Source organism: Microbacterium sp. 13-71-7 (genome assembly GCF_002257455.1).
GTDB lineage: Bacteria > Actinomycetota > Actinomycetes > Actinomycetales > Microbacteriaceae > Microbacterium.
Genome location: NZ_NCKN01000042.1, coordinates 1 through 22,693 on the forward strand (window position 1 = coordinate 1; position 22,693 = coordinate 22,693).

Genomic DNA, 22,693 nt, shown 5'->3' on the forward strand with positions numbered 1-22,693 from the left:
GGCTGCGCGCCCTCCGCGCCAGCGAGGACATCCTGCGCGAGCAGCTGACGGCTCTCGCGGAGGCGGACGCCGAGACCGAGGCTGATCTGTGGGTCATGGCCCCGATGGTCGCGACCGTCGAGGAGACCGCGTACTTCACCGCGCTCGCCCGCGAGTACGGGCTGCGCACCGCAGGGATCATGGTCGAGGTGCCCGCGTCGGCGCTGCTGGCCGACCGGCTGCTCGCGCACGCGGACTTCGCCTCGATCGGCACGAACGACCTCACCCAGTACACGATGGCCGCCGACCGTCTGCTCGGATCCGTCGCCTCGTTCCAGGATCCCTGGCACCCCGCCGTGCTGCGCCTCGTCGCCGAGGTGGGCCGTGCCGGCCGCGAGCTCGGAAAGCCGGTCGGGGTCTGCGGCGAGGCCGCCGCCGATCCCCTGCTCGCCGTGGTGCTCGTCGGCCTCGGCATCGGCTCCCTGTCGATGGCGCCCTCCGCTCTCGCCGATGTGCGCCAGGCGCTCGCCCGGCACACGCTCGACGACGCCCGGCGCATCGCCACCGCCGCCCTGGGCGCCGACGACGCGGCCGCGGCGCGCGCCGCGGCGCAGGCGGCCGCCTGATCCCCTCCCCGATCCACAGAAGAAAGAAAGAGCTGACATCATGACGACGACGTCACCCGCCACCTCGCAGCCCGGATCCGTCCGGGTCCTCGTGCAGAGGTTCGGCACCTTCCTCTCCGGCATGATCATGCCGAACATCCCCGCGCTCATCGCCTGGGGCATCTTCACCGCCTTCTTCATCCCCGTCGGCTGGACCCCCAATGCCGACCTGTCGACCATCGTCGGCCCGATGATCCACTATCTCCTGCCGATCCTGATCGCCTACACCGGCGGCCACATGGTCTACGGCCTGCGCGGCGCCGTCGTCGGCTCGATCGCGACCTTCGGTGTGATCGCCGGCTCGGACAACCTCATCGCGCTCTTCAACACGGAGCTCGCCAAGACGAACCCGGACGCCGCGCCGCTCGGGCAGATCCACATGTTCATCGGCGCGATGATCATGGCCCCGCTGGCCGCGTACACGATGAAGTGGCTGGACGGGCTGTGGGCCGGCAAGGTCAAGGCCGGCTTCGAGATGCTCGTGAACATGTTCTCGGCCGGCATCTGGGGCTTCGTCATGGCGATCTTCGGCTTCTACCCCATCGCCTGGCTGGTGAACGGCCTGATGAACCTGCTCAGCACGGCGGTGAACTGGCTCGTGTCCAACCACCTGCTGCCGCTGACCAGCATCCTCATCGAGCCCGCCAAGGTGTTCTTCCTGAACAACGCCATCAACCACGGCGTGCTCACGCCGCTGGGGCTGGAGCAGGCGGCCGGTCCGCAGCACAAGTCGATCCTGTTCCTGCTCGAGGCGAACCCCGGCCCGGGCGTCGGCCTGCTCCTGGCCTTCACCCTGTTCGGCATCGGGGCGGCTCGCGCGTCCGCGCCGGGCGCAGCCGTGATCCAGTTCATCGGCGGCATCCACGAGGTCTACTTCCCGTATGCGCTCATGAAGCCGACCCTGATCCTGGCGCTGATCGCCGGCGGTATGACCGGCGTCACCACCAACGTGCTGTTCAACGACGGTCTGCGCGCCCCTGCCGCGCCGGGCAGCATCATCGCGGTCATCGCGCAGACATATCAGACCGACTATCTCGGCGTGATCCTCTCCGTGGTGCTCTCGGCGGCGGTCACGTTCGTGATCGCGGCGATCATCCTGCGCGCATCCCGCAAGCGGGATCTCGCGGCGGAGGCCGCGGGCGTGGGGACGTTCGCGTCCGCGATCAGCCAGACGGAGGCCAACAAGGGCAAGAAGTCGGATCTCCTCGACGGCATGCGCACCGAGGACACGGCCGCGCCGACCGCACACGCCGAGGGCGCCGTCGCGACCGACCGCAGGATCGACCGCATCGTCTTCGCGTGCGACGCCGGCATGGGCTCGTCCGCGATGGGGGCGAGCGTGCTGCGGAACAAGATCAAGAAGGCCGGTGTCGACGGCGTCGACGTCACGAACAAGGCGATCGCGAATCTCGACGGCAGCGAGGACCTGATCATCACACAGCAGCAGCTGACCGATCGGGCGAAGGCCCGCAACGGTGACGCGATCCATGTGTCCGTGGACAACTTCATGAACTCGCCGAAGTACGACGAGGTCGTCGAGATGGTGCGCCGCCAGCGCGGCGGCGACGCTTGACCCCCGGCCGAACGAGAGGAATCACGAGATGAGCATTCTCACCCCCGACCGCGTCCGGATCCACCCGGGTTCCGCCACCCAGGAGGAGGCGCTGCAGGAAGTCGCCGCGCTCCTGGTCGGCGCCGGCGCGGTGACGCCCGCCTACCTCGACGCCATGCGGCAGCGCGAGCAGACCGTGTCGACGTACATGGGCAACGGGCTCGCCATCCCGCACGGCACGAACGAGGCCAAGGACGAGATCCTCGCCTCCGCGCTCTGCGTCGTACGCTACGACGGCGGCGTGGACTGGGCGGGCGATCCCGCGACGTTCGTGATCGGCATCGCGGGGCGCGGCGACGAGCATCTGGAGATCCTGTCGCAGATCGCGATCACCTTCTCCGAGGAGGACGACGTGGCGCGCCTCGCGGCCGCAACGACGCCCGAGGAGCTGTACGCGCTGCTGTCGGCGGTGAACGACTGATGCCCGTCGCGGTGCACTTCGGCGCGGGCAACATCGGCCGCGGCTTCGTCGGCCTGCTGCTGCACGAGGCCGGCTACGACCTCGTGTTCTCCGACGTCGCCTCCGAGTTGGTCGACGCCATCAACGCCGCGTCGGAGTACACCGTGCACGAGGCGGGCCCGGGCGGTCGCGACCACGTCGTGACCGGGTTCCGCGCGGTCGACAGCCGCCGCGATCCGGAGGCGGCGGCCGATGCCGTCGCCTCCGCCGACGTCGTGACCACCGCGGTCGGGCCGACGGTGCTCCGCTTCGTCGCGCCGGTGATCGTGGCCGGACTCGAGCGCCGCCCGGCCGGCGCCCCGCCGGTGGCGATCATGGCGTGCGAGAACGCGATCGGGGCGACGGATCTGCTCCGCGAGGAGATCGTCTCGGTCGCCGGCGAGCGCGCACCGGAGCTGCTGGCGAAAGCGGTCTTCGCGAACACCGCTGTGGATCGCATCGTCCCCGCGCCCCAGGCCTCGAAGGGGATCGACGTCACCGTCGAGCCGTACTTCGAGTGGGCGATCGAGGCGGGCCCGTTCGCCGGGGACACTCCTCGGATCCCGGGCGCGCACTTCGTCGACGAGCTCGCGCCGTACATCGAGCGCAAGCTGTTCACGGTGAACACCGGACATGCGGCGACCGCGTACCTGGGCGCCCGCGCCGGCTTCGCCACGATCGCGGAGTCGCTCGCCGCCCCGGAGATCGAGGCGGCCGTGGGGGCCGCGCTCGAGGAGACGTCCGCGGTGCTCGTCGCGCGCCACGGGCTGGATCCGGCCGATCTCGCGGCCTACCGCGCGAGGATCCTCGAACGCTTCCGCAACCCTGAGCTGCCCGATACCGTGCAGCGGGTGGGACGGCAGCCGCTGCGCAAGCTCTCCCGCCACGAGCGGTTCGTGGGACCAGCGGCCGAGGCGGCAGAGCGAGGACTGCGCACCCAAGCGCTGGTGGGGGCGATCGGTGCGGCGCTCGCCTTCGCGGATCCGGCGGACGAGGAGGCCGTCCGCCTGCAGGAGCTCCTGCGCGTGCGGACGGCGGACGAGCTGGTGGCCGAGGTGTCAGGACTGGATTCCGGCCACCCGCTGTTCCCCGCCGTGCGCGACGCCGTGGCGGCACGGCAGGACGCGCTCTGACCCCCGAGCGTATCGGGGCACGGCTCGCGCCCCGATACGCTCGGAACATGGATTTCGCGGCCCCCGTCACCCTCGAGAACGACTTCGTGCGGCTGGAGCCGCTCAGCCCCGACCACGCCGAGGATCTGGCCCTCGCCACCGCCGGGCTCGAGGACCGCTGGTACACCTCGGTCCCCTCCGCCGCAGGCGTCGCAGGGGAGATCGCGCGACGCCGCGCACTGCAGGCCGAGGGCGCCATGAACCCGTTCGCGATCGTGCGCCTCGACACGGGGCGCGCGGTCGGGATGACGACGTTCTGCGACATCGACCAGCCCAACCGCACCGTCGAGATCGGCTACACCTGGCTGTCGCCCGAGGTGCACGGCACGGCCGTGAACCCGTCCGCCAAGCGTCTGCTGCTGGGCCACGCCTTCGAGCAGTGCGACGCGATCAGGGTGCAGTTCTGCACGCACTTCCACAACCGGCAGTCCCGCGCCGCGATCGAGCGGCTCGGGGCGAAGCTGGACGGGATCCTGCGCAACGACCGCATCGGCGCCGACGGCGCGTTCCGCGACACCGTGGTGTACTCGATCCTGCCCCACGAGTGGCCCGCGGTGCGCAACGGCCTCGACGCGCGGCTCGACAAGCGCCGCTGAGGCAGGCCCCGCCCGGGGCACCGCCTCGGAGCGCCCCCAGGAGACCGCACTCGCCTGCGCTCTCAGCGGAGGGATAGGATCGGGGCACTGCGCGCGGGGCCCCGATCCGCGCGCGGATGAGGAGAGCATGACGACGAAGTCATATGCCGTGATCGGCGCCGGCCCCTCCGGACTCGCCGTCATGCGCGCGCTGCAGAAGGCGGGCGTCGACGCCACCGGCTACGAGGCCTCGCACGACGTCGGCGGGCTGTGGGACATCACGAACCCGCGCAGCACGATGTACTCCTCCGCGCACCTGATCTCCTCGCGCACCACGACCGAGTTCACCGAGTTCCCGATGGACAGCGACGTCGACTACCCGGGGCACCGCGTGCTCAAGCGCTACTTCGACGACTACGCCGACGAGTTCGGGCTGCGCGAGCGCTTCCGCTTCGGCACGAAGGTGGATCGCCTGGAGCGCGACGGCACCGGCACCGGGTGGATCCTGCACGCCACGTCCCAGGACGAGGACGGCGCTCCCACGACCCTCACCCGGCGCCACGACGGCGTGATCCTCGCCAACGGGACGCTCGCGGAGCCGAACGTCCCGACCTTCCCCGGACGGTTCGCGGGAGAGATCATGCACACCAGCGCCTACAAGGATCCCGCGCAGCTCGCGGGCCGGCGCGTGCTGATCATCGGCGCGGGAAACTCCGGCTGCGACATCGCGGTGGACGCCGTGCACCACGCCGAGAGCGTGGACATGAGCGTGCGCCGCGGCTACTACTTCGTGCCGCGCTACCTGTTCGGCCGCCCGAGCGACACCCTCAACCAGGGCAGGCCGCTGCCCGCCCGCCTCAAGCAGGCGATCGACTCCCGCGTGCTCCGCGCCTTCACCGGCGACCCGGTGCGCTTCGGCTTCCCCCGGCCCGACTACCGCATCTACGAGTCGCACCCGATCGTGAACACCCTCGTGCTGAACCATCTCGGCCAGGGCGATCTGCGCATACGCGCCGACATCGAGCGCTTCGACGGCTCGACGGTCCGCTTCCGCGACGGCACGGACGGCGAGTACGACCTCGTCCTGCTCGCGACCGGCTACGCCCTGGACTACCCGTTCGTCGACCGGGAGCACCTGAACTGGACGGGGGCCTCGCCGCGGCTGTTCCTGAACGTGTTCCCGCCGTCGTTCAACGGCCTGTACATGATGGGCATGATCGAGGCCAGCGGCATCGGCTGGCAGGGCCGCTACGAGCAGGCGGAGCTGATCGCCGCCTACCTCTCCGCCGAGGAGACGGATCCGGCCCGCGCCGCACGCTTCCGGGACAGGGTGACGGCGCAGTCGTGGCCCGACCTCACCGGCGGGTACCGCTACCTGGGCCTCGCGCGCATGTCGTACTACGTCAACAAGGACGCCTACCGACGCGCCGTGCGCACCGAGAAGGCCGCTCTGGCCGAGAGCGCCGCCTCGGCCGGCTCGGGGCGAGGGGGCGCATGAACGTCGACGATGTCGTGGTGCATTTCGCGCCCGGCACGCTGACGACCCTCAACGTCGTCCTCGGGCTCATCATGCTCGGGATCGCACTGGACACCTCGCCGAAGGACTTCGGGGTCGTGCTCACGCATCCCCGGCCCTTCGTCGTCGCGATCCTCGCCCAGCTTCTGGTGCTCCCGGCCGTCACCTTCGGCCTCACCCTGATCCTGCCGGTGACGCCGTCCATGGCGCTCGGCATGATCCTCGTCGCATGCTGCCCGCCCGGCAACATCTCCCAGATCCTCACGCACCGCTCCGGCGGCAACACCGCCCTGTCGGTCTCGATGACGGCGGTGGGCAATCTCCTCTACATCGTCGCGATGCCGCTGAGCATCGCGTTCTGGGGATCCCTGCACCCCACGGCACGGCACCTGCTGCACCGGGTCGCGGTGAACCCGTGGCAGATGCTGCTGGAGATCCTGCTGATCATCGGCCTGCCGTTCGCACTCGGCCTGCTGCTGCGCTCACGCCTGCCGCGCCTGGCGACGCGTGCGCAGCCGTTCGTGCGCTGGTTCGGCCTGCTGGCCCTCGTCGGCTTCATCGTCGGAGCGCTCGCGGGGAACTGGGCCGTCTTCCTCGGCGTGATCGGATCCGTGCTGCTCGTGGTCGCGATCCACGACGCGGTCTCGCTCGCGATCGGATACGGCACCGCCGTCCTGGGCGGGCTCGGCACCCGGGAGCGCAAGGCGATGACCTTCGAGGTCGGCATCCGCAACGCCGGTCTCGGGCTGGGCCTGGTGTTCACGTTCTTCGGCGGCCTCGGCGGCATGGCGGTCGTCGCCGGCTGGTGGGGCGTGTGGGACATCGTCGCGGGGCTGTGTGTCGCTACGCTCTGGGGCATGCACACCACACGCCGCACTGGTTCGCGCACCGGCGATGCCTCCCGCCGCGCCGTCAGGGCAGGAGATCGATGAGACGCGTCCTGGTCACCGGCGGTGCCGGCTTCCTCGGCAGCAGGGTCACCGGGCTGCTCTCGGATCATCCCGGCGTGGACGTGGTGCTCTCCGGCGATCTCCGCGAGTCGGAGGTCCCCGGCGTCGTCTCGGTCGACGTGGACGTCACGGATCCGCGCGGGCTGCCGGAGCTGCTGCGCCATCATCGCGTCGACACGGTCGTGCACCTGGCCGCCATCGTGAATCCGGGGCGCGACGTGCAGGGCGAGTTCCGCGTCGACGTGCAGGGCTCGTCCAACGTGCTGGCGGCCTGTGTGGAGGCCGGCGTGCGCCGCCTCGTCGTCTCGAGCTCCGGCGCCGCGTACGGCTACCACGCCGACAATCCGGACTGGATCGACGAGACGGATCCGCTGCGGGGCAACGACGAGTTCCCCTACTCCCGGCACAAGCGCATGGTCGAGGAGATGCTCGCCGCCGCGCGCACGACGCACCCGGCCCTGGAGCAGGTGATCTTCCGCATCGGCACGATCCTCGGGCCCACGGTGCGCAATCAGATCACGGCCCTGTGGGACGCGAAGCGGATCCTGCACATCGCCGGATCCGATTCCCCCTTCGTGTTCGTGTGGGTGGACGACGTCGCCGCGGCGATGGTGCGCGCCGCCCTCGGCGAGGGCCCTGCGGGGATCTACAACGTGGCGGGCGACGGGGCGCTGACCGTGCCGCAGATCGCGCGGCGGCTGCGCAAGCCGCTGCTGACGATCCCCGCACCCCTGCTCACGATCGCCCTCGCGATCGGCAGCGTGCTGCGACTGACCGAGCACGGCCCCGAGAAGATCCGCTTCCTGCGATACCGTCCCGTGCTGCGCAACGACCGGCTGAAGGAGGAGTTCGGCTACACGCCGCGGCTCAGCTCGGCGGAGGCGTTCGAGGAGTACCTGCGCACGCACCCGGACGTCGTGCACGCCGGCTGACCCGCGCGCCTCACCACGGCCGGCGCCGTCAGGGCCGCTGCACCTCCTGGGCGAACATCACCAGGATCCCGCTGGGTCCGCGGAGGTAGGTGAGCTTGTAGACGTCCTGGTAGTTCGCGACGCCCCGCAGCGGGAAGCAGCCGTGGCGGGCGGCGATCGCCAGAGCCTCGTCGATGTCGTCGACCGCGAACGCGATCCGGTGCATGCCGATCTCGTTCGGGAGGGTCGGCGCCGTCTCGATCGCCTCGGGATGGATGTACTCGAACAGTTCCACGCGGCCGTGACCGTCCGGCGTCTGCAGCACGGCGATCTTCGCGTGGTTGCCGTCGAGTCCGACGGCCGTGTCGGTCCACTCCCCCGAGACGGTGTCGCGCCCCAGCACGGTGAGTCCGAGGTCGGTGAAGAAGGCGATGGTCGCCTCGAGGTCGTGGACGGCGATGCCGACGTTGTCCATGCGGATGGCCATGCCCCGCACTCTACCCGGCCCGCCGTGCGAGCCGCGGCGTCAGTGCGAGCCGGCCTCGACCAGGATCACACCGCCGACGATCACGGCCAGGCCGATCGCCGTCATGACCGAGATGTGATCGCGGAACAGGACGCGCCCGAGCACTGCGGTCGCGGCGACGCCGAGCGCGGCCCAGACCGCGTACGCGATGCCGACCGGCATGCCCAGGGCCAGCACGGCCCCGAGAAGCACGTACGAGGCGAGGTAGCCTAGCGCGATGGCGGGGATGTGGCGCCGGCGGCGGAATCCTTCGGACGCGCGCAGGCTCAGGGTCGCGGTCACCTCGGACGCGATCGCGCCGAGCAGCAGCAGCCAGGTCATGCGTCGCTCCCGGATCCGCCGCGGGCGTGGCGGGTGCCGAGCTCGGCGAGCAGCACTCCGGCGATGATGACCCCGAGACCGACGAGGGAGAGCGGGCTCAGCGCCTCCGCGAACAGCGCCGCGGCCGCGAGCGCCGTGAGCGCCACGCCGATCGCCGACCAGATGCCGTAGGCGACGCCCACCGGCATCCCGCGGGTGAGGACCACCCCGAGCAGCCAGAACGACCCGCCGTACCCGAGCACGACCACGCAGAGCCACCACCAGGATCCGCCTGTCGACACCGCTCGCAGGCTCAGCGTCGCGCTGACCTCCAGCACGATCGCGAGCAGCAGCGGCGGCCAGGCGCTGGCGGGACGGCGACCGACGGCCTCCGGCGCGCCGCCCGCGGGGTCAGGCGAGGACATCGTCGAGGAGGGGATGCAGATGCCGCGAACGCAGTGCCGTCGCGGCGGCGGCCGCGCCCGCCGCGAGGGCGTCGTCCACGGCCGCCCCCCGGAGCGTCGCGTCGAGGACGCCGGCGAAGAAGGCATCCCCTGCGCCGTTGGTGTCGACGACATCGACCGGCACCGCCGCGACGCGGTGCAGCCGGCCGTCGCGGTCGACCGCGATCGCCCCCTCCGCGCCGAGCGTGCAGACCGCGAGCGCGGCGCCCGCCGCGATGCGGCCGCGAAGGAAGCCCTCGGGATCCGGCAGCCGGTCGGCGTTGCAGAAGAGCACGTCGGCGGCGTCGAGGAACGGCCGGTGGAACGCGGCGACGCCGTCGTAGTCGTGCAGATCGACCCAGATCGGGACCCCCGTCGCCTGCGCCTCCTCGATCGCGGCGAGCCCCTCGGTGGAGAGGTCGAGCACGATCGCCGCGGCGCCCGCGAGCGGGGGCTCCTCGCCGACGAGCCCCTCCTCCCCGGGCGCGGGTTCTGGCGACGACAGGAACAGCGAGACGCGCTCGCCGGCGTCCGTCATGAGGTTCAGGTGACGCTCCGAGACGGTGGCCTCCCGCAGCCCGGCCAGGGGCAGCCCGGCGCGTCCGAGCGCGTCGCGGATCCGCAGTCCCGCCGCATCCCGACCGACTCTCGCACGCAGCGACACCGCGCGGCCGAGTCCCCGCAGACTCAGCGCCTTGCCCGCGCTCGTCCCCCCGACCGTCTGCCAGTCCGCCTCGGCGAACTGCATGTGCGGCGTGGGCTCGGGCAGTCTGTCCAGCAGCACGATCGTGTTCCACGACACCGCGCCCACGATCGCGACGCGCCCCTCATGGGGGGCTTCACTCATCGAAGCCCTCGGCGATCAGCTCGACCAGCTCCTCGCGCTCCTCGACGGGGAGGAAGGCGCCGGCGGCGGCGTTGAACTGGAAGGACTCGAGGTCTTCCAGGTCGTAGCCGAAGGCGTCCACGAGCAGGGCCATCTCGCGGGTGAGCGAGGTCGCGCTCATCGTGCGGTTGTCGACGTTCACGGTCACCGCGAAACCGAGCTGGTAGAGCAGGTCGAAGGGGTGATCGGCGAACTCGGTCCCCCAGGCGGCGATCGCGCCGGTCTGCAGGTTCGACGACGGCGAGAGCTCGAGCGGGATCTCCCGGTCGCGCACCCAGCGGGCCAGATCGCCGAAGCGGACCTGCACCTCCTCGCCGTCGCGGTTGACGATCTCGAGGTCCTCGGCGATGCGCACGCCGTGGCCGAGGCGCAGCGCGCGGCCGTCGACCAGGGCGGAGCGGATCGAATCCGGTCCCGCGGCCTCGCCCGCATGCACGGTCGTCGGGAACATCTGCCCCGCCAGGTAGTCGAAGGTCTCCCGGTAGCGCGAGGACGGGTACCCCGCCTCTGGGCCCGCGGTGTCGAAGCCGACCACGCCGCGCTCGCGGTTGGCGACGGCGAGCTCGGCGATCTCCCGCACCCGGTCGGTCTGCCGCATCGCGGAGAGCAGCTGCCCCACCCGGATGCTCTTGCCACGGCTCTCGGCGGCGTCCTCCGCCTCGTCGATCCCGTCCTGCACGGCGTCGACCGCCTGCTGCAGGCTGAGCCCCGACGTCAGGTGCAGCTCGGGCGCCCAGCGCACCTCGCCGTACACGACGCCGTCGCGCACCAGGTCCTCGACGAACTCGCGCGAGATGCGGCGCAGGTTCTCGGGGCTCTGCATGACGGAGAGCGACACGTCGAAGGTCTTCAGGTAGTCGACCAGGGATCCGGCCGTGGCCTGGGTGCGGAACCACATCGCCAGCGCCGTCGGATCCGTGTTCGGCAGCTCGATCCCCGCCGCATCGGCGAGCTCGATGATCGTGGCGGGACGCACCCCGCCGTCGAGGTGATCGTGCAGCGAGACCTTGGGGAGACTCCGGAGGGACAGGCCCTCGACCTCCAGGTCGCCGTTCGCGTCGATGGGCATGACAGATCCTTCCTCAGCGGTCGATCGATGGGAATCGTCAGGGATGTTCCGAGAGGAACCGGACAGGGCGCCGCGCGGACGCCGCGCCCGGATTCAGCCTAGGCCGTGATGCGCTCGCGCACGAGGGGCGCGCGCTCGATGTGCTCCGCGCCGATCTCCCACGCGCCGTCGACGGCGTCCAGCGCCCGGTCGAACCGCGCCGCGTCGTCGGCGGACAGCGTGAACACCGGATCCCCTGCGCGCACGGCGTCGCCGGGCTTCACGTGCAGGTCGATGCCCGCGGCGAACACCACGGCGTCCTCGGCGCGGGCGCGGCCCGCGCCCAGGCGCCAGGCGCCGATGCCGAACGGCAGCGCATCCATGCGGGTCACGAATCCGTCCGCGGGGGCGGTCACGGTGTGCGTCTCGCGTGCGGTCGGCAGCGCCGCATCGGGGTCGCCGTCCTGCGCGCGGATCATGGCCTTCCATGAGTCCATCGCGCGGCCGTCGTCGAGGGCCTTCTCCACGTCCGCGTCGGGCTGGCCGCTGAGCGCCAGCATCTCGCGGGCGAGGGCGAGGGTGAGCTCGCGGACGTCGGCGGGACCGCCTCCGGCGAGCACCTCGACCGATTCGCGCACCTCGTTCGCGTTGCCGATCGCGAGGCCCAGCGGGACGTTCATGTCGGTGAGCAGCGCGGTGGTGTGCACGCCGGAGTCGGTACCGAGCGCCACCATGGTGCGGGCGAGCTCGCGCGCGCGGTCGATGTCCTGCATGAAGGCACCGGATCCGAACTTCACGTCCAGGACCAGTGCGTCCGTGCCCTCGGCGATCTTCTTCGACATGATGCTCGAGGCGATCAGCGGGATCGCCTCGACCGTGCCGGTGACGTCGCGCAGCGCGTAGAGCTTCTTGTCGGCGGGGGCGAGGCCGGATCCCGCCGCGCAGATCACCGCGCCGACATCGCCCTGCAGCTGCGCGAACATCTCCTCGTTGCTGAGCGCGGCGCGCCAGCCAGGGATCGCCTCGAGCTTGTCCAGGGTGCCGCCGGTGTGGCCGAGGCCGCGTCCGCTCAGCTGCGGGACCGCCACGCCGAAGCAGGCGACGAGCGGAGCCAGGGGCAGCGTGATCTTGTCCCCCACGCCGCCGGTCGAGTGCTTGTCGACGGTCTTCTTGCCGAGGGCGGCGAAGCTCATCCGCTCCCCCGACGCGATCATGGCGTCGGTGAGCACGCGGATCTCGTCGCGCTCCATGCCGCGCTGGAACACGGCCATCGCGAACGAGGCCATCTGCGGATCCGTGACGTAGCCGCGCGTGTAGGCGTCGACCATCCAGCGCAGCGCGGCCTCAGGAACGGTCCCGCCGTCGCGCTTGGCGCGGATCACATCGACGGCGTCAAAGGGCTCAACACTCAACGGACGTTCTCCAGATCTCTCGGCCCGAACGCGTCGGGCAGCACTTCGTCGATGGTCCTGATGCCGGACACGGTCTCGAGCAGCATCCCGGGTGCGGAGTGCTCGTACAGCAGCTGCCGGCAGCGGCCGCAGGGCATGATCGTCTCGCCCTGGCCGTTCACGCAGAGGAACGCGACGAGACGCCCGCCTCCCGACATGAACAGGTCGCCGACCATCGCGCACTCGGCGCACAGCGTGACTCCGTAGGACGCGTTCTCGACGTTGCAGCCGGAGACGATCCGACCGTCGTCGACGAGGGCCGCGGCTCCCACCCGGTAGTGCGAGTACGGTGCGTAGGCCTTCAGCTGGGCCTCGTCGGCGACGCGGCGGAGCTCGTCCCAGTCGATGTCCATGAACGTCCCCCTAGGACTTGATGTACGGTTTGCCGTCGGCCGCCGGCGCCTTGATCTGGCCGACGAAGCCGACCACGGCGAGGATGGTCACGACGTAGGGCAGCATCAGCATGAACTCGCCGGGGATCGGCGTGCGCAGCACCGTGAGCAGGTTCTGCAGGTTCGTCGCGAAGCCGAACAGCAGGGCGGCGAGGGCCGCGCGCAGCGGATCCCACCGGCCGAAGATGACCGCGGCCAGCGCGATGAAGCCGAGGCCCGCCGTCATGTCCTTGGTGAACTGCGGCACCGAGACGAGCGTGAAGTACGCCCCGCCGATGCCGGCGATCGCGCCCGCGAGCTGCAGGTTCCAGAACCGCGTCGGGTTCACCTTGATGCCGACCGTGTCCGCGGCGTGCGGGTGCTCGCCGACCGCGCGCACGCGCAGCCCCCAGCGGGTGCGGTACATCGCCCACGCGACGAGCGCCACCACGACGTACATCAGGTAGACGAGGAAGGTCTGGTTGAACAGCGCGGGGCCGATCACCGGGATGTCGCCGAGGATCGGGATCTTGATGAGCGAGAACCGGGTGGGGCTGTTCAGCGTCGCCGCGTTCGGGGCGAGCACGCCCTGGTAGAGGAAGCCGGTGAGGCCCGAGGCGAAGACGTTCAGCACGACGCCGACGATCACCTGGTCGACCAGGTACTTGATCGCGAACGCGCCCAGCACGAGCGAGATGAGGATGCCGCCGAACATCGCCCCGATGAGGCCGACGAACGGGTTGTGCGTGAGGGATCCGAGGATCGTCGCGGTGAACGCGCCCAGCAGGAACTGGCCCTCGATCGCGACGTTCACGACGCCCGCGCGCTCGCCGATCACGCCGGCGAGCGCGCCGAACACGAGCGGCACGGCGAGCGAGATGGATCCGCCGAGCAGCCCGGTCAGGGTGATCGCTCCGGCGGCGCCGGCACCGGCCCAGGCGAGGAATGCGGTCATCGCCAGCAGGGCGTAGACGATCGGCAGCCACAGCGCGATCCTGCGGTACTGCAGCGCGGCGACCAGCGCGAACGCGCCGAGCGCGAGTGCGAGCGCCCACGCGATCCAGAGCACGGGGCCCGCGGGCACCCGGATGTCGCCGAGGTGGATGGCCGCGCTCGCCTCGGAGAGGCGGAACGTCGTGGTCCCGTAGCGGGGGGCGAACAGGAACAGCACGCCCAGGAGCGCGACGATCGCGAGCAGCGTGATCGGCGTCTTCAGCGAGCGGACCTTGACGACGGTCGGCGCCTCGAGGGCGGGCGCCGAGGTGAGGGAGGTGCTCATGCGGCCGCCGCCTTCGTGTCGGAGGAATCGGAGTTCTTCAAGGCGCGGCGCGCGATCCGCGCCTTGGAGCGCTGCGAGCGCTCGGAGTCGTCCTTGGGCAGGAAGAAGATCGTGCGGATCAGCGGGGGCGCCGCGATGAACAGCACGATGAGCGACTGCACCACGAGCACGATGTCGACCGGGATCGACTGGAGCGCCTGCATCGGGAACGAGCCGGCCTTGAGCGCGCCGAACAGCAGGCCCGCCCAGAAGGTGCCCCACGCGCGGCTGCGTCCGAGCAGCGCGACCGTGATGGCGGTGAAGCCGATGCCGGCGTCGATGCCGCCGTCGAAGCCGCCGGTGATCGTGCTCTGGATCTGGAACATGCCGGCCAGGCCGGCGAGCCCGCCGGAGAAGAGCATCGCGTAGATGTACACGCGCGGCACGCTGATGCCCGCGGCCCGTGCGGCGCTGGGGTTCTCCCCCACCGCCCGCATCCGGAAGCCGAGGCTCGAGCGCTCGACGAGCCACCACACGAACAGGGTCGCGACGATGACGATCGGGAAGCCCCAGTCGATCAGGTCGAGCCCCGGAAGCTTGGGCAGCACGGCGCTCGCCGGCGTCGGCCGAGAGATCGGCTGGATCTGCCCAGGACGCTGCAGCAGCTGCGGCACCTGCACCAGCCACGTCACGAGGTAGAACGCGACGTAGTTGAGCATGATCGTGAGGATGACCTCATGGGCGCCGGTGCGCGCCTTGAGCAGACCCACGAGTCCGCCCCAGAGCGCGCCGGCCGCGACGCCGATGATGAGGGTCAGCGGGATCTGGATGATCGGCGGCAGATTCAGCTGGAAGGTGACCAGGGCCGCCGCCGCACAGGCGATGAGCATCTGGCCGCGTGCGCCGATGTTGAACAGGCCGACCCGGAAGGCGACCGCGATGCCGAGACCGGCGGCGATGAGCGGCGCCGCGAACCCGATCGTGCTGCCCAGGGGCTTGATCGCGGACCAGAAGTCGGTGGCGCCGAAGTCGATGACGGATCCGTTGAACAGCGCCGCGTAGGCGCCGGCCACGACCGTCCACGCCGCCCCCAGGGTGTCCCCGGGGCGCGCGAAGAAGTAGCCGGCCGCGGACTGCACGTCGGGGCTGGTGATGGCGATCAGGACGCCGCCGACCACGAGCGCGAGCACGATCGCGAGCACCGTGGTGACCGCGCTGCCGCGCAGGATCTCCCTGAGGAGGCGGTTCGAGACCGGGATCTCCTGGATGTTGCGGGTCATCGGCGGCTCGGGCGCCGGCGTCTGAGGTTCGGTCGCGGTGCTCATGCGGCAGCCTCCGTCGGGTTCTCGCCGGCCATCATCAGGCCGAGCACATCGCGCGGGGTGTCTCCGGGGACGATCCCGACCACGCGTCCGCGATACATGACCGCGATGCGGTCGGCGAGGGCGGTGACCTCGTCCAGCTCCGTCGACACCACGACCACGGGGATGCCGGAATCGCGGGTGGCGACGATGCGCTTGTGGATGAACTCGATGGATCCGACGTCCACGCCGCGGGTCGGCTGCGACGCCAGCAGCAGCTTGAGGTCGCGGTTGAGCTCGCGCGCGATCACGACCTTCTGCTGGTTTCCGCCGGAGAGGGAGCCCGCCGCCTGGCCCGGGCCCTGCGTGCGGATGTCGAACTCGGAGATCCGCGCCTTCGCGAAGTCGTCGAGCACGCCGCGCAGGATCGTCCCGAAGCGGCTGAACGCGGGGTCGTCGGAACGGTCGAGGATGAGGTTCTCCGCGACCGAGAACGCGCCGACCAGGCCGTCCTCGTTGCGGTCCTCCGGCACGAACCCGACGCCGGCGTCGAGCACCTGGCGCACGTTGCGGCCGACCAGCTCGACGCCGTTCAGGGAGATCGAGCCCGTCATCCGGGAGCCCAGTCCGATGATCGCCTCGGCGAGCTCGGTCTGCCCGTTGCCCTGCACGCCCGCGATCGCGAGCACCTCGCCGGGGTGCACGTCGAAGCTCACGTCGTCGACGACCACCACGCCGTCCGGGGCGATCACGCGCAGGTCCTTCACACGCAGGCCGCCCTCGCCGATCTTCGGCGGGTCCTTGTGCACCGTGAGCTCGACCGCGCGTCCCACCATCATCGATGCGAGCTCGGTGTTCGAGGACTTGGGGTCGGCCTCGCCGACCACCTTGCCGAGCCGGATCACGGTGATCTTGTCGGCGATCGCGCGCACCTCGCGGAGCTTGTGCGTGATGAACACGATGGCCGTGCCCTCATCGCGCAGCTGCTTCATGATCTCCATGAGCTCGTCGGTCTCCTGCGGCGTGAGCACGGCGGTCGGCTCGTCGAAGACGAGCACCTTCGCGTCGCGGCTCAGCGCCTTGATGATCTCGACGCGCTGCTGCACGCCCACCGGGAGGTCGCCGACGATCGCGTCGGGGTCGACCTCGAAGCCGAACCGGGAGGCGACCTGGCGCACGTGCTCGCGGGCGGCGTCGATGTCCAGCACGCCGAGCGCCTTGGACTGCTCATGCCCGAGCATCACGTTCTCGGCGACCGTGAACACCGGGATGAGCATGAAGTGCTGGTGCACCATGCCGATGCCCGCCGCCATCGCGTCGCCGGGGCCGCGGAAGTGCTGCGGCACGCCGTCGAGCAGGATCTCGCCCTCGTCGGCCTGGTACAGGCCGTAGAGGACGTTCATCAGGGTCGATTTACCGGCCCCGTTCTCGCCCAGCAGGGCGTGGATCTCGCCGGGTTCGACGATCACGTCGATGTGATCGTTGGCGACCAGGGATCCGAAGCGCTTGGTGATGCCGCGGAGCTCGAGCTTCATAGTGGTGACCCTATCCGGGAAGGCGTGTCTCAAAGAAGAGCGCGGGACGCCAGGCCCGCCGCCGAGCCGACTGGCTGCGACGGCGGACCGGAACGTCCCGCGACGAAGGGTTTACTTCGGGGAGCTGGGCGAGGTGACCTTGATGTCGCCCTTGATGATCTTGTCCTGCAGCGCCTTCAGCTCGTCCGTCAGGCCCTTCGGGAGCTTGCTCTCGAAGTCGTGGAAGGACGACAGGCCAACGCCGTTGTTCTCGAGCGTGCCGACGTACGCGGTCGCGTCGAAGGAGCCCTTCGCGGTCTGCGTCACCGTGGTGTACACGGCGTCGTCGATGCGCTTCATGATCGAGACCAGGATCTGGTCGGCGACCGACGGGTCGGCCACGGCGAGGTCGGAATCGACGCCGAGCATGACCGTCTTCTTGCCGCCGTCCTTGATCGCCGCGCTCGCGGAGAGGTAGATCGGGCCGCCGACGGGGAGGATCGGGTCGACGCCCTGGTCCAGGACCGAGTTCGCGGTCTGCTTGGCGACGTCGTTCGCCTGGAAGGCGCCGGTGAACGAGCCGTCCTGCTTGTCCTTGTCCCAGCCGACGACGGCGACGTTCGCGCCCTTGTCCTCGTTGTACTTCTTGACGCCGTCGACGTAGCCGTCCATGAAGATCGTCACGGGCGGGATCTTCATGCCGCCGAAGGTGCCGACCTTGTTCGCACCGGACTGCGCCGACCATGCCGCTGCGGCGTAGCCGCCGAGGTAGGCCGCCTGCGCCGTGTCGAACAGCAGCGGCTTGATGTTGGGCGCCGCCGGCTTGCCGGTGTTCTTGGGGTCGGCCATCGAATCGATGATGCCGAAGTTGAGCTTCGGGTTGGCGATGGCCGCGTCGGCGATCGCCTGGTCCAGCTTGAAGCCGACGCCGATGATCAGCGTGCACTTGCCCGCGATGAGGGAGTCGATGTTCGGCTTGTAGTCGCCGTCGGCCTTGGACTCGACCGTGATCGGCTTGACGTTGAGGTCCTTGCCGGCCTTCTCGATGCCGTTCTTGGCCGACTCGTTGAAGGACTTGTCGTTGAACCCGCCGCTGTCGGAGACGAGGCAGGGCTTGAAGTTGGCGTCGGCGGGCTTCGCCCCGCTCGAGCTCGCCGGGGCAGGAGCGGAACCGCAACCTGCGAGGGCGACGATGACACCGGCCGCGACGGTCGCGCCGATCAGCTTCTTGGTGAGGGTGATGGTCACTCGGGCCTCCAGAACACGAGCCCGCGGCCATCGCGGGTCACTTGAAAGTTACCGACTATGACGGGGATCGGGCATCCTCGTCCGTGTCGCTGGAGTCAATGGTTACAAACATGAGATCACATGCGCTCGCCCGTGCTCATATGAGCAGGACACCCGAACCATCCCTGCTTTCGTGCAGGGTCGTGCGCATCTGCTGATGACGCGCCGGTGTCAGAGCACGTCGTCGCGTCCGTTGAGCTTGAGCGACTCGACGACGCCCTTCACCCGCTGCGCGTGCTGCGTGGTCGTCACGAGGAGCGCGTCGGGGGTGTCCACGACGACGATGTCCTGCACGCCGACCAGGCTGATCACCCGGGAGGTCTGGCTCACGAGTATTCCGCTCGCGGCGTCCGAGAGCACCCGCGCCGAGGGGCCGAGCACGGCGAGGTCGTTCTTGCGCCCGTTGAGGATGAGCTTGGTGAGCGAGGCGAAGTCCCCCACGTCGTCCCAGTCGAAGTGCCCGGGGACCACGGCCAGCCGGCCGCCCTCGGCCGCGGGCTCCGCGACCGCGTAGTCGATCGCGATCTTCGGCAGCGCGGGCCACACCCGGTCCACGACGGGGCCGCGGCGCTCGCGGTCGTCCCACGCCTCGGCGAGTTCGAGGAGCCCGGCGTGCAGCGCCGGCTGGTGCCGCTCGAGCTCGGCGAGCAGCACGTCGGCGCGGCTGATGAACATGCCCGCGTTCCAGAGGTAATTGCGGTCCTCGTAGTAGGTCTTAGCGGTGGCCAGATCGGGCTTCTCCACGAAGCGCTCGACGAGAGACGCCTCTCGCACGCCGTCCACGTCGAGCTCTTCGCCCTGCTTGATGTAGCCGAAGCCGACCGCCGGCTCGGTCGGCGTGATGCCGATCGTGACGATGTATCCCCGACGGGCCACGTCGACGGCGTCGCGCACCGCGAACTCGAACTTGCGGGTGCTGCGGATGACGTGATCCGCGCTGAAGGATCCGATGATCACGTCGGGGTCGCGCCGGTGCAGGATCGCGGCGGCGAGTCCGATCGCGGCGGCGGACTCGCGCGGCTCCGACTCCAGGAACACGTTCTTGTCGGGGATGCCGGGCAGCTGTCCCTCGACCGCGGCGCGATGAGCGCGGCCCGTCACGACCGCGATCCGGTCGTGACCCGCGAGCGGTTCGATCCTGTCCCAGGTGTCGCGGAGCAGCGACTGCCCCGATCCGGTCAGATCGTGCAGGAACTTCGGCGCATCCGCGCGGGACAGCGGCCACAGCCGGCTCCCGATGCCTCCCGCGGGGATGACGGCATAGAAGTCGGGGATCGGCTCGCGCATGGACCCAGCGTAGCGAGCACCCCCGAGAGCCACTCGGAACACGGCCGCGGCGAGGACCCGCGGTGCGGCCGCCGCCGCCCGCACGATCGCAATCGTGCATGGTTCCGATCGCAGAACCGCATCGTGCTAAGGGTCGCCTTCGTCGCTCCCAGCCAGCTGACAGGAATAGGATGAGGGGGATCGGACGCCTGCGCGCCGCGATCCTTCGCTATCGATCAGGGAGGACGACTGTGTCCGCAAGCACTCGCTTGACACCTTCGATTGCGGAAACCACGTCCAAGACGCCGCGCGGCACCCTCTACCGGGGTCGCGAAGGCATGTGGTCGTGGGTTCTGCATCGCATCACCGGAATCGCCATCTTCTTCTTCCTCCTGGTGCACGTGCTCGACACGTCGCTCATCCGGGTCTCGCCGGAGGCGTACGACGCCGTCCTCGGCACGTACAAGAACCCGATCATGGGTCTGGGCGAGACGGTGCTCGTCGCCGCGATCGTGTTCCACGCGCTCAACGGCCTGCGGATCATCCTGGTCGACGTGTGGTCCAAGGGCGCCCAGTACCAGAGGCAGATGTTCTGGATCGTCATCGGCCTGTGGGTGGTGCTGATGGCCGGCTTCGCGCCGCGCCACCTGATCAACGTGTTCTCGCACGTGGGGGGTGCCAGCTGATGGCCGCGGACGTCTTCACCACGCAGCACATGGCGGCTCCGCGCCGCAACAAGGGCTTCAACATCGAGAAGTGGGGCTGGATCTACATGCGCGTGTCGGGCGTCGTGCTCGTCGTGCTGATCTTCGGCCACCTGTTCGTGAACCTCATGCTCGGCGAGGGCATCCACGCCCTCGACTTCGCGTTCGTCGCCGGCAAGTACGCCACGCCGTTCTGGCAGTGGTGGGATGTGCTGATGCTGTGGCTGGCGCTCATCCACGGCGCCAACGGCATGCGCACGGTCGTCAACGACTACGTCGGCCACGCGGGGATCCGCAAGACCCTCCTGGTCGTGCTCGGCCTGGCCGCCGCGCTGCTCATCGTGCTCGGCACCCTCGTCGTGTTCACCTTCGACCCCTGCAACGGCGTGTTCGAGAGCGGCGCCATGTGGGACACCTGCAAGGCGCTGGGCAAGTAGCCCGGCGATCAGCGACGAGACAGGCTCCCCCGCGGCAGCGGCGAGAAAGCTCAGAGAATAGGCAGAACCAGTGACCACTGAGACCCAGGATTCCGTCGTCAAGAACGGCGTGCACCACCATCAGTTCGACATCGTGATCGTCGGCGCCGGCGGCGCCGGCATGCGCGCGGCGATCGAGGCCGGCCCCGGCGCGAAGACCGCGGTGATCTCCAAGCTCTACCCCACGCGCTCCCACACGGGCGCGGCGCAGGGCGGCATGGCCGCGGCGCTCGCGAACGTCGAGGAGGACAGCTGGGAGTGGCACACCTTCGACACCGTCAAGGGCGGCGACTACCTCGTCGACCAGGACGCGGCGGAGATCCTCGCCAAGGAGGCCATCGACGCGGTCATCGACCTCGAGAACATGGGCCTGCCGTTCAACCGCACGCCCGAGGGCAAGATCGACCAACGCCGCTTCGGCGGGCACACGGCGGAGCACGGCAAGACGCCCGTCCGCCGCGCGTGCTACGCGGCGGACCGCACGGGTCACATGATCCTGCAGACGCTGTTCCAGAACTGCGTGAAGCTCGGCATCAACTTCTTCAACGAGTTCTACGTGCTCGACCTCATCACGGTGAAGGACGAGGCGGGCAAGACCGGCATCGCCGGCGTCGTCGCCTACGACCTGTCCACCGGCGAGCTGCACGTCTTCCACGCCAAGGCCGTGATCTTCGCGACCGGCGGCTTCGGCAAGATCTTCAAGACCACCTCGAACGCGCACACCCTCACCGGAGACGGCGTCGGGATCGTGTGGCGCAAGGGCCTGCCGCTCGAGGACCTGGAGTTCTTCCAGTTCCACCCGACCGGCCTCGCCGGGCTCGGCATCCTGCTCACCGAGGGCGCGCGCGGTGAGGGCGCGATCCTGCGCAACGCCTCGGGCGAGCGCTTCATGGAGCGCTACGCCCCCACGATCAAGGACCTCGCACCGCGCGACATCGTCGCCCGGTGCATGGTGCAGGAGGTCGCGGAGGGCCGCGGAGCGGGCCCGCACAAGGACTACGTGCTGCTGGACTGCACGCACCTCGGCGCCGAGGTCCTGGAGACCAAGCTCCCCGACATCACCGAGTTCGCGCGCACCTACCTCGGCGTCGACCCGGTCGTCGAGCCGGTCCCCGTGATGCCGACCGCGCACTACGCCATGGGCGGCATCCCGACCAACAACAGCGGTGAGGTCCTCGCCGACAACGACACGGTCGTCCCCGGCCTGTACGCGGCCGGAGAGTGCGCCTGCGTGTCGGTGCACGGCGCCAACCGCCTGGGCACGAACTCGCTCCTGGACATCAACGTGTTCGGCAAGCGCAGCGGTCGCAACGCCGTCGAGTACGTCAAGACGGCCGAGTTCCTGCCCCTCCCCGAGGCGCCGGAGGCCGCGGTCAAGGAGATGCTCGAGGGGCTGCGCAACAACGCGGGCACCGAGCGCATCGCCGTGCTGCGCAAGAAGCTGCAGGAGGAGATGGACAAGGGCGCGCAGGTGTTCCGCACGCACGAGTCCCTCCAGCACGTGCTCGGCGTGATCGCGGAGCTCCGCGAGCGCTACAAGAACGTGCACGTCGACGACAAGGGCCACCGGTTCAACACCGACCTGCTCGAGGCCGTCGAGCTGGGCTTCCTCCTCGACATCGCCGAGGTCGTCGTCTACGCCGCGCAGAACCGCGAGGAGAGCCGCGGCGGTCACATGCGCGACGACTTCCCGAAGCGCGACGACGAGAACTACATGAAGCACACGATGGCGTACCTGACGGGCGACCCGCACTCGTCGACGCCGAGCGACCACATCAAGCTCGACTGGAAGCCGGTCGTGTTCACGAAGAACGAGCAGGGCGAGTTGAACTACCCGCCGATGGAGAGGAAGTACTGATGTCCGCCGTCGCCACGGAAGTCGCCGCAGAGGCCGTCGTCGAGGACACCGGCGTGCAGTCGTTCCTCGTCACGTTCAACATCCGCCGCTTCGACCCCGAGGTCGACAGCGAGCCGCACTGGGTCGACTACGACGTGGAGCTGTACTCGACCGACCGCGTGCTCGATGCGCTGCACAAGATCAAG

At 69.9% G+C, this 22,693-nt stretch carries 23 protein-coding genes and 1 pseudogene; 12 read left to right on the plus strand and 12 right to left on the minus strand.

The genetic code is table 11. The features are described from left to right. The 8 genes from B7X32_RS06165 to B7X32_RS06200 form a co-directional block, all read left to right on the plus strand. On the plus strand, positions 1–605 hold a 605-nt coding region (locus tag B7X32_RS06165; RefSeq protein WP_366246958.1), incomplete at its 5' end, for a putative PEP-binding protein. Positions 606–645: 40 nt separating this feature from the next. Then, on the plus strand, positions 646–2,217 hold the full coding sequence (locus B7X32_RS06170) for a PTS mannitol transporter subunit IICB (protein ID WP_292717620.1): 1,572 nt from the start codon (positions 646–648) through the stop codon (positions 2,215–2,217). Positions 2,218–2,245: 28 nt separating this feature from the next. Further along, a complete protein-coding gene (locus B7X32_RS06175) occupies positions 2,246–2,677 on the plus strand; it encodes a PTS sugar transporter subunit IIA (protein ID WP_292717623.1) in 432 nt (143 codons plus the stop codon). Then, positions 2,677–3,828 carry a mannitol-1-phosphate 5-dehydrogenase gene (locus B7X32_RS06180; RefSeq protein ID WP_292717626.1) on the plus strand — a complete coding sequence of 384 codons (1,152 nt, stop codon included), beginning with the start codon at positions 2,677–2,679 and terminating at the stop codon, positions 3,826–3,828. The genes B7X32_RS06175 and B7X32_RS06180 overlap by 1 nt, the downstream gene beginning before the upstream one ends. 47 nt (positions 3,829–3,875) lie before the next feature. Beyond that, positions 3,876–4,463 carry a GNAT family protein gene (locus B7X32_RS06185; protein WP_292717629.1) on the plus strand — a complete coding sequence of 196 codons (588 nt, stop codon included), beginning with the start codon at positions 3,876–3,878 and terminating at the stop codon, positions 4,461–4,463. 127 nt (positions 4,464–4,590) lie between these two features. After that, on the plus strand, positions 4,591–5,940 hold the full coding sequence (locus B7X32_RS06190; protein ID WP_292717632.1) for an NAD(P)/FAD-dependent oxidoreductase: 1,350 nt from the start codon (positions 4,591–4,593) through the stop codon (positions 5,938–5,940). Next, a complete protein-coding gene (locus tag B7X32_RS06195) occupies positions 5,937–6,890 on the plus strand; it encodes a bile acid:sodium symporter family protein (RefSeq protein WP_292717635.1) in 954 nt (317 codons plus the stop codon). The genes B7X32_RS06190 and B7X32_RS06195 overlap by 4 nt, the downstream gene beginning before the upstream one ends. Then, on the plus strand, positions 6,887–7,840 hold the full coding sequence (locus B7X32_RS06200) for an NAD-dependent epimerase/dehydratase family protein (RefSeq protein ID WP_292717636.1): 954 nt from the start codon (positions 6,887–6,889) through the stop codon (positions 7,838–7,840). The genes B7X32_RS06195 and B7X32_RS06200 overlap by 4 nt, the downstream gene beginning before the upstream one ends. Before the next feature lie 28 nt (positions 7,841–7,868). Here B7X32_RS06200 and B7X32_RS06205 read toward each other — a convergent pair whose 3' ends face one another. From B7X32_RS06205 to B7X32_RS06260, 12 genes are all read right to left on the minus strand, one after another. Continuing rightward, positions 7,869–8,306, minus strand: coding sequence for a VOC family protein (locus tag B7X32_RS06205; protein ID WP_292717637.1), 438 nt, complete (start codon positions 8,304–8,306; stop codon positions 7,869–7,871). A gap of 39 nt (positions 8,307–8,345) precedes the next feature. Then, positions 8,346–8,666 carry a multidrug efflux SMR transporter gene (locus B7X32_RS06210; RefSeq protein WP_292717638.1) on the minus strand — a complete coding sequence of 107 codons (321 nt, stop codon included), beginning with the start codon at positions 8,664–8,666 and terminating at the stop codon, positions 8,346–8,348. Next, entirely contained in the window at positions 8,663–9,070 is a 408-nt protein-coding gene (locus B7X32_RS06215; RefSeq protein WP_292717640.1) for an SMR family transporter, read from the minus strand. The genes B7X32_RS06210 and B7X32_RS06215 overlap by 4 nt, the downstream gene beginning before the upstream one ends. Continuing rightward, entirely contained in the window at positions 9,057–9,935 is an 879-nt protein-coding gene (locus tag B7X32_RS06220) for a PfkB family carbohydrate kinase (protein ID WP_292717642.1), read from the minus strand. Before B7X32_RS06220 ends, B7X32_RS06215 begins: the two co-directional genes overlap by 14 nt. After that, the gene (locus B7X32_RS06225) at positions 9,928–11,043 is read right to left on the minus strand and encodes an adenosine deaminase (RefSeq protein WP_292717644.1); all 1,116 of its coding nucleotides are present in this window, start codon (positions 11,041–11,043) and stop codon (positions 9,928–9,930) included. Before B7X32_RS06225 ends, B7X32_RS06220 begins: the two co-directional genes overlap by 8 nt. 98 nt (positions 11,044–11,141) lie before the next feature. Next, a complete protein-coding gene (locus B7X32_RS06230) occupies positions 11,142–12,434 on the minus strand; it encodes a thymidine phosphorylase (RefSeq protein WP_292717646.1) in 1,293 nt (430 codons plus the stop codon). Continuing rightward, positions 12,431–12,826 carry a cytidine deaminase gene (locus B7X32_RS06235; RefSeq protein ID WP_292717648.1) on the minus strand — a complete coding sequence of 132 codons (396 nt, stop codon included), beginning with the start codon at positions 12,824–12,826 and terminating at the stop codon, positions 12,431–12,433. The genes B7X32_RS06230 and B7X32_RS06235 overlap by 4 nt, the downstream gene beginning before the upstream one ends. 10 nt (positions 12,827–12,836) lie before the next feature. Further along, positions 12,837–14,123: an ABC transporter permease gene (locus B7X32_RS06240; RefSeq protein ID WP_292717650.1), complete on the minus strand. Its 1,287-nt coding sequence runs from the start codon at positions 14,121–14,123 to the stop codon at positions 12,837–12,839. After that, positions 14,120–15,382, minus strand: coding sequence for an ABC transporter permease (locus B7X32_RS06245; RefSeq protein WP_292717664.1), 1,263 nt, complete (start codon positions 15,380–15,382; stop codon positions 14,120–14,122). Before B7X32_RS06245 ends, B7X32_RS06240 begins: the two co-directional genes overlap by 4 nt. 41 nt (positions 15,383–15,423) lie before the next feature. Then, a complete protein-coding gene (locus tag B7X32_RS06250; RefSeq protein WP_292717652.1) occupies positions 15,424–16,938 on the minus strand; it encodes an ABC transporter ATP-binding protein in 1,515 nt (504 codons plus the stop codon). A gap of 111 nt (positions 16,939–17,049) precedes the next feature. Continuing rightward, on the minus strand, positions 17,050–18,165 hold the full coding sequence (locus B7X32_RS06255) for a BMP family ABC transporter substrate-binding protein (RefSeq protein WP_292717654.1): 1,116 nt from the start codon (positions 18,163–18,165) through the stop codon (positions 17,050–17,052). A gap of 210 nt (positions 18,166–18,375) precedes the next feature. Further along, the gene (locus tag B7X32_RS06260) at positions 18,376–19,491 is read right to left on the minus strand and encodes a mannose-1-phosphate guanylyltransferase (RefSeq protein WP_292717656.1); all 1,116 of its coding nucleotides are present in this window, start codon (positions 19,489–19,491) and stop codon (positions 18,376–18,378) included. A 230-nt stretch (positions 19,492–19,721) separates the two neighbouring features. Between B7X32_RS06260 and sdhC the strand changes: the two genes are divergently transcribed. From sdhC to B7X32_RS06280, 4 genes and pseudogenes are all read left to right on the plus strand, one after another. Further along, positions 19,722–20,156 (plus strand): succinate dehydrogenase, cytochrome b556 subunit, encoded by a 435-nt coding sequence (gene sdhC / locus B7X32_RS06265; protein ID WP_292717658.1) that lies wholly within the window; start codon positions 19,722–19,724, stop codon positions 20,154–20,156. Then, entirely contained in the window at positions 20,156–20,611 is a 456-nt protein-coding gene (locus tag B7X32_RS06270) for a succinate dehydrogenase hydrophobic membrane anchor subunit (RefSeq protein ID WP_292717660.1), read from the plus strand. Before sdhC ends, B7X32_RS06270 begins: the two co-directional genes overlap by 1 nt. 70 nt (positions 20,612–20,681) lie before the next feature. Next, on the plus strand, positions 20,682–22,508 hold the full coding sequence (sdhA, locus tag B7X32_RS06275) for a succinate dehydrogenase flavoprotein subunit (RefSeq protein WP_292717662.1): 1,827 nt from the start codon (positions 20,682–20,684) through the stop codon (positions 22,506–22,508). Continuing rightward, positions 22,508–22,693, plus strand: a pseudogene (locus B7X32_RS06280) (succinate dehydrogenase iron-sulfur subunit); the annotation flags it as partial. The gene sdhA and the pseudogene B7X32_RS06280, both read left to right, overlap by 1 nt.

What these genes read in the sequence shown, in the direction of transcription:
- B7X32_RS06210 (WP_292717638.1), bottom strand. Translation starts at nt 8,666, where the DNA reads ATGACCTGGCTGCTGCTGCTCGGCGCGATCGCGTCCGAGGTGACCGCG.
- B7X32_RS06250 (WP_292717652.1), bottom strand. Translation starts at nt 16,938, where the DNA reads ATGAAGCTCGAGCTCCGCGGCATCACCAAGCGCTTCGGATCCCTGGTC.
- B7X32_RS06225 (WP_292717644.1), bottom strand. Translation starts at nt 11,043, where the DNA reads ATGCCCATCGACGCGAACGGCGACCTGGAGGTCGAGGGCCTGTCCCTC.
- B7X32_RS06215 (WP_292717640.1), bottom strand. Translation starts at nt 9,070, where the DNA reads ATGTCCTCGCCTGACCCCGCGGGCGGCGCGCCGGAGGCCGTCGGTCGC.
- B7X32_RS06170 (WP_292717620.1), top strand. Translation starts at nt 646, where the DNA reads ATGACGACGACGTCACCCGCCACCTCGCAGCCCGGATCCGTCCGGGTC.
- B7X32_RS06205 (WP_292717637.1), bottom strand. Translation starts at nt 8,306, where the DNA reads ATGGCCATCCGCATGGACAACGTCGGCATCGCCGTCCACGACCTCGAG.
- B7X32_RS06200 (WP_292717636.1), top strand. Translation starts at nt 6,887, where the DNA reads ATGAGACGCGTCCTGGTCACCGGCGGTGCCGGCTTCCTCGGCAGCAGG.
- B7X32_RS06235 (WP_292717648.1), bottom strand. Translation starts at nt 12,826, where the DNA reads ATGGACATCGACTGGGACGAGCTCCGCCGCGTCGCCGACGAGGCCCAG.
- B7X32_RS06220 (WP_292717642.1), bottom strand. Translation starts at nt 9,935, where the DNA reads ATGAGTGAAGCCCCCCATGAGGGGCGCGTCGCGATCGTGGGCGCGGTG.
- B7X32_RS06260 (WP_292717656.1), bottom strand. Translation starts at nt 19,491, where the DNA reads ATGCGCGAGCCGATCCCCGACTTCTATGCCGTCATCCCCGCGGGAGGC.
- B7X32_RS06195 (WP_292717635.1), top strand. Translation starts at nt 5,937, where the DNA reads ATGAACGTCGACGATGTCGTGGTGCATTTCGCGCCCGGCACGCTGACG.
- B7X32_RS06175 (WP_292717623.1), top strand. Translation starts at nt 2,246, where the DNA reads ATGAGCATTCTCACCCCCGACCGCGTCCGGATCCACCCGGGTTCCGCC.
- B7X32_RS06270 (WP_292717660.1), top strand. Translation starts at nt 20,156, where the DNA reads ATGGCCGCGGACGTCTTCACCACGCAGCACATGGCGGCTCCGCGCCGC.
- B7X32_RS06240 (WP_292717650.1), bottom strand. Translation starts at nt 14,123, where the DNA reads ATGAGCACCTCCCTCACCTCGGCGCCCGCCCTCGAGGCGCCGACCGTC.
- B7X32_RS06190 (WP_292717632.1), top strand. Translation starts at nt 4,591, where the DNA reads ATGACGACGAAGTCATATGCCGTGATCGGCGCCGGCCCCTCCGGACTC.
- B7X32_RS06185 (WP_292717629.1), top strand. Translation starts at nt 3,876, where the DNA reads ATGGATTTCGCGGCCCCCGTCACCCTCGAGAACGACTTCGTGCGGCTG.
- B7X32_RS06180 (WP_292717626.1), top strand. Translation starts at nt 2,677, where the DNA reads ATGCCCGTCGCGGTGCACTTCGGCGCGGGCAACATCGGCCGCGGCTTC.
- B7X32_RS06245 (WP_292717664.1), bottom strand. Translation starts at nt 15,382, where the DNA reads ATGACCCGCAACATCCAGGAGATCCCGGTCTCGAACCGCCTCCTCAGG.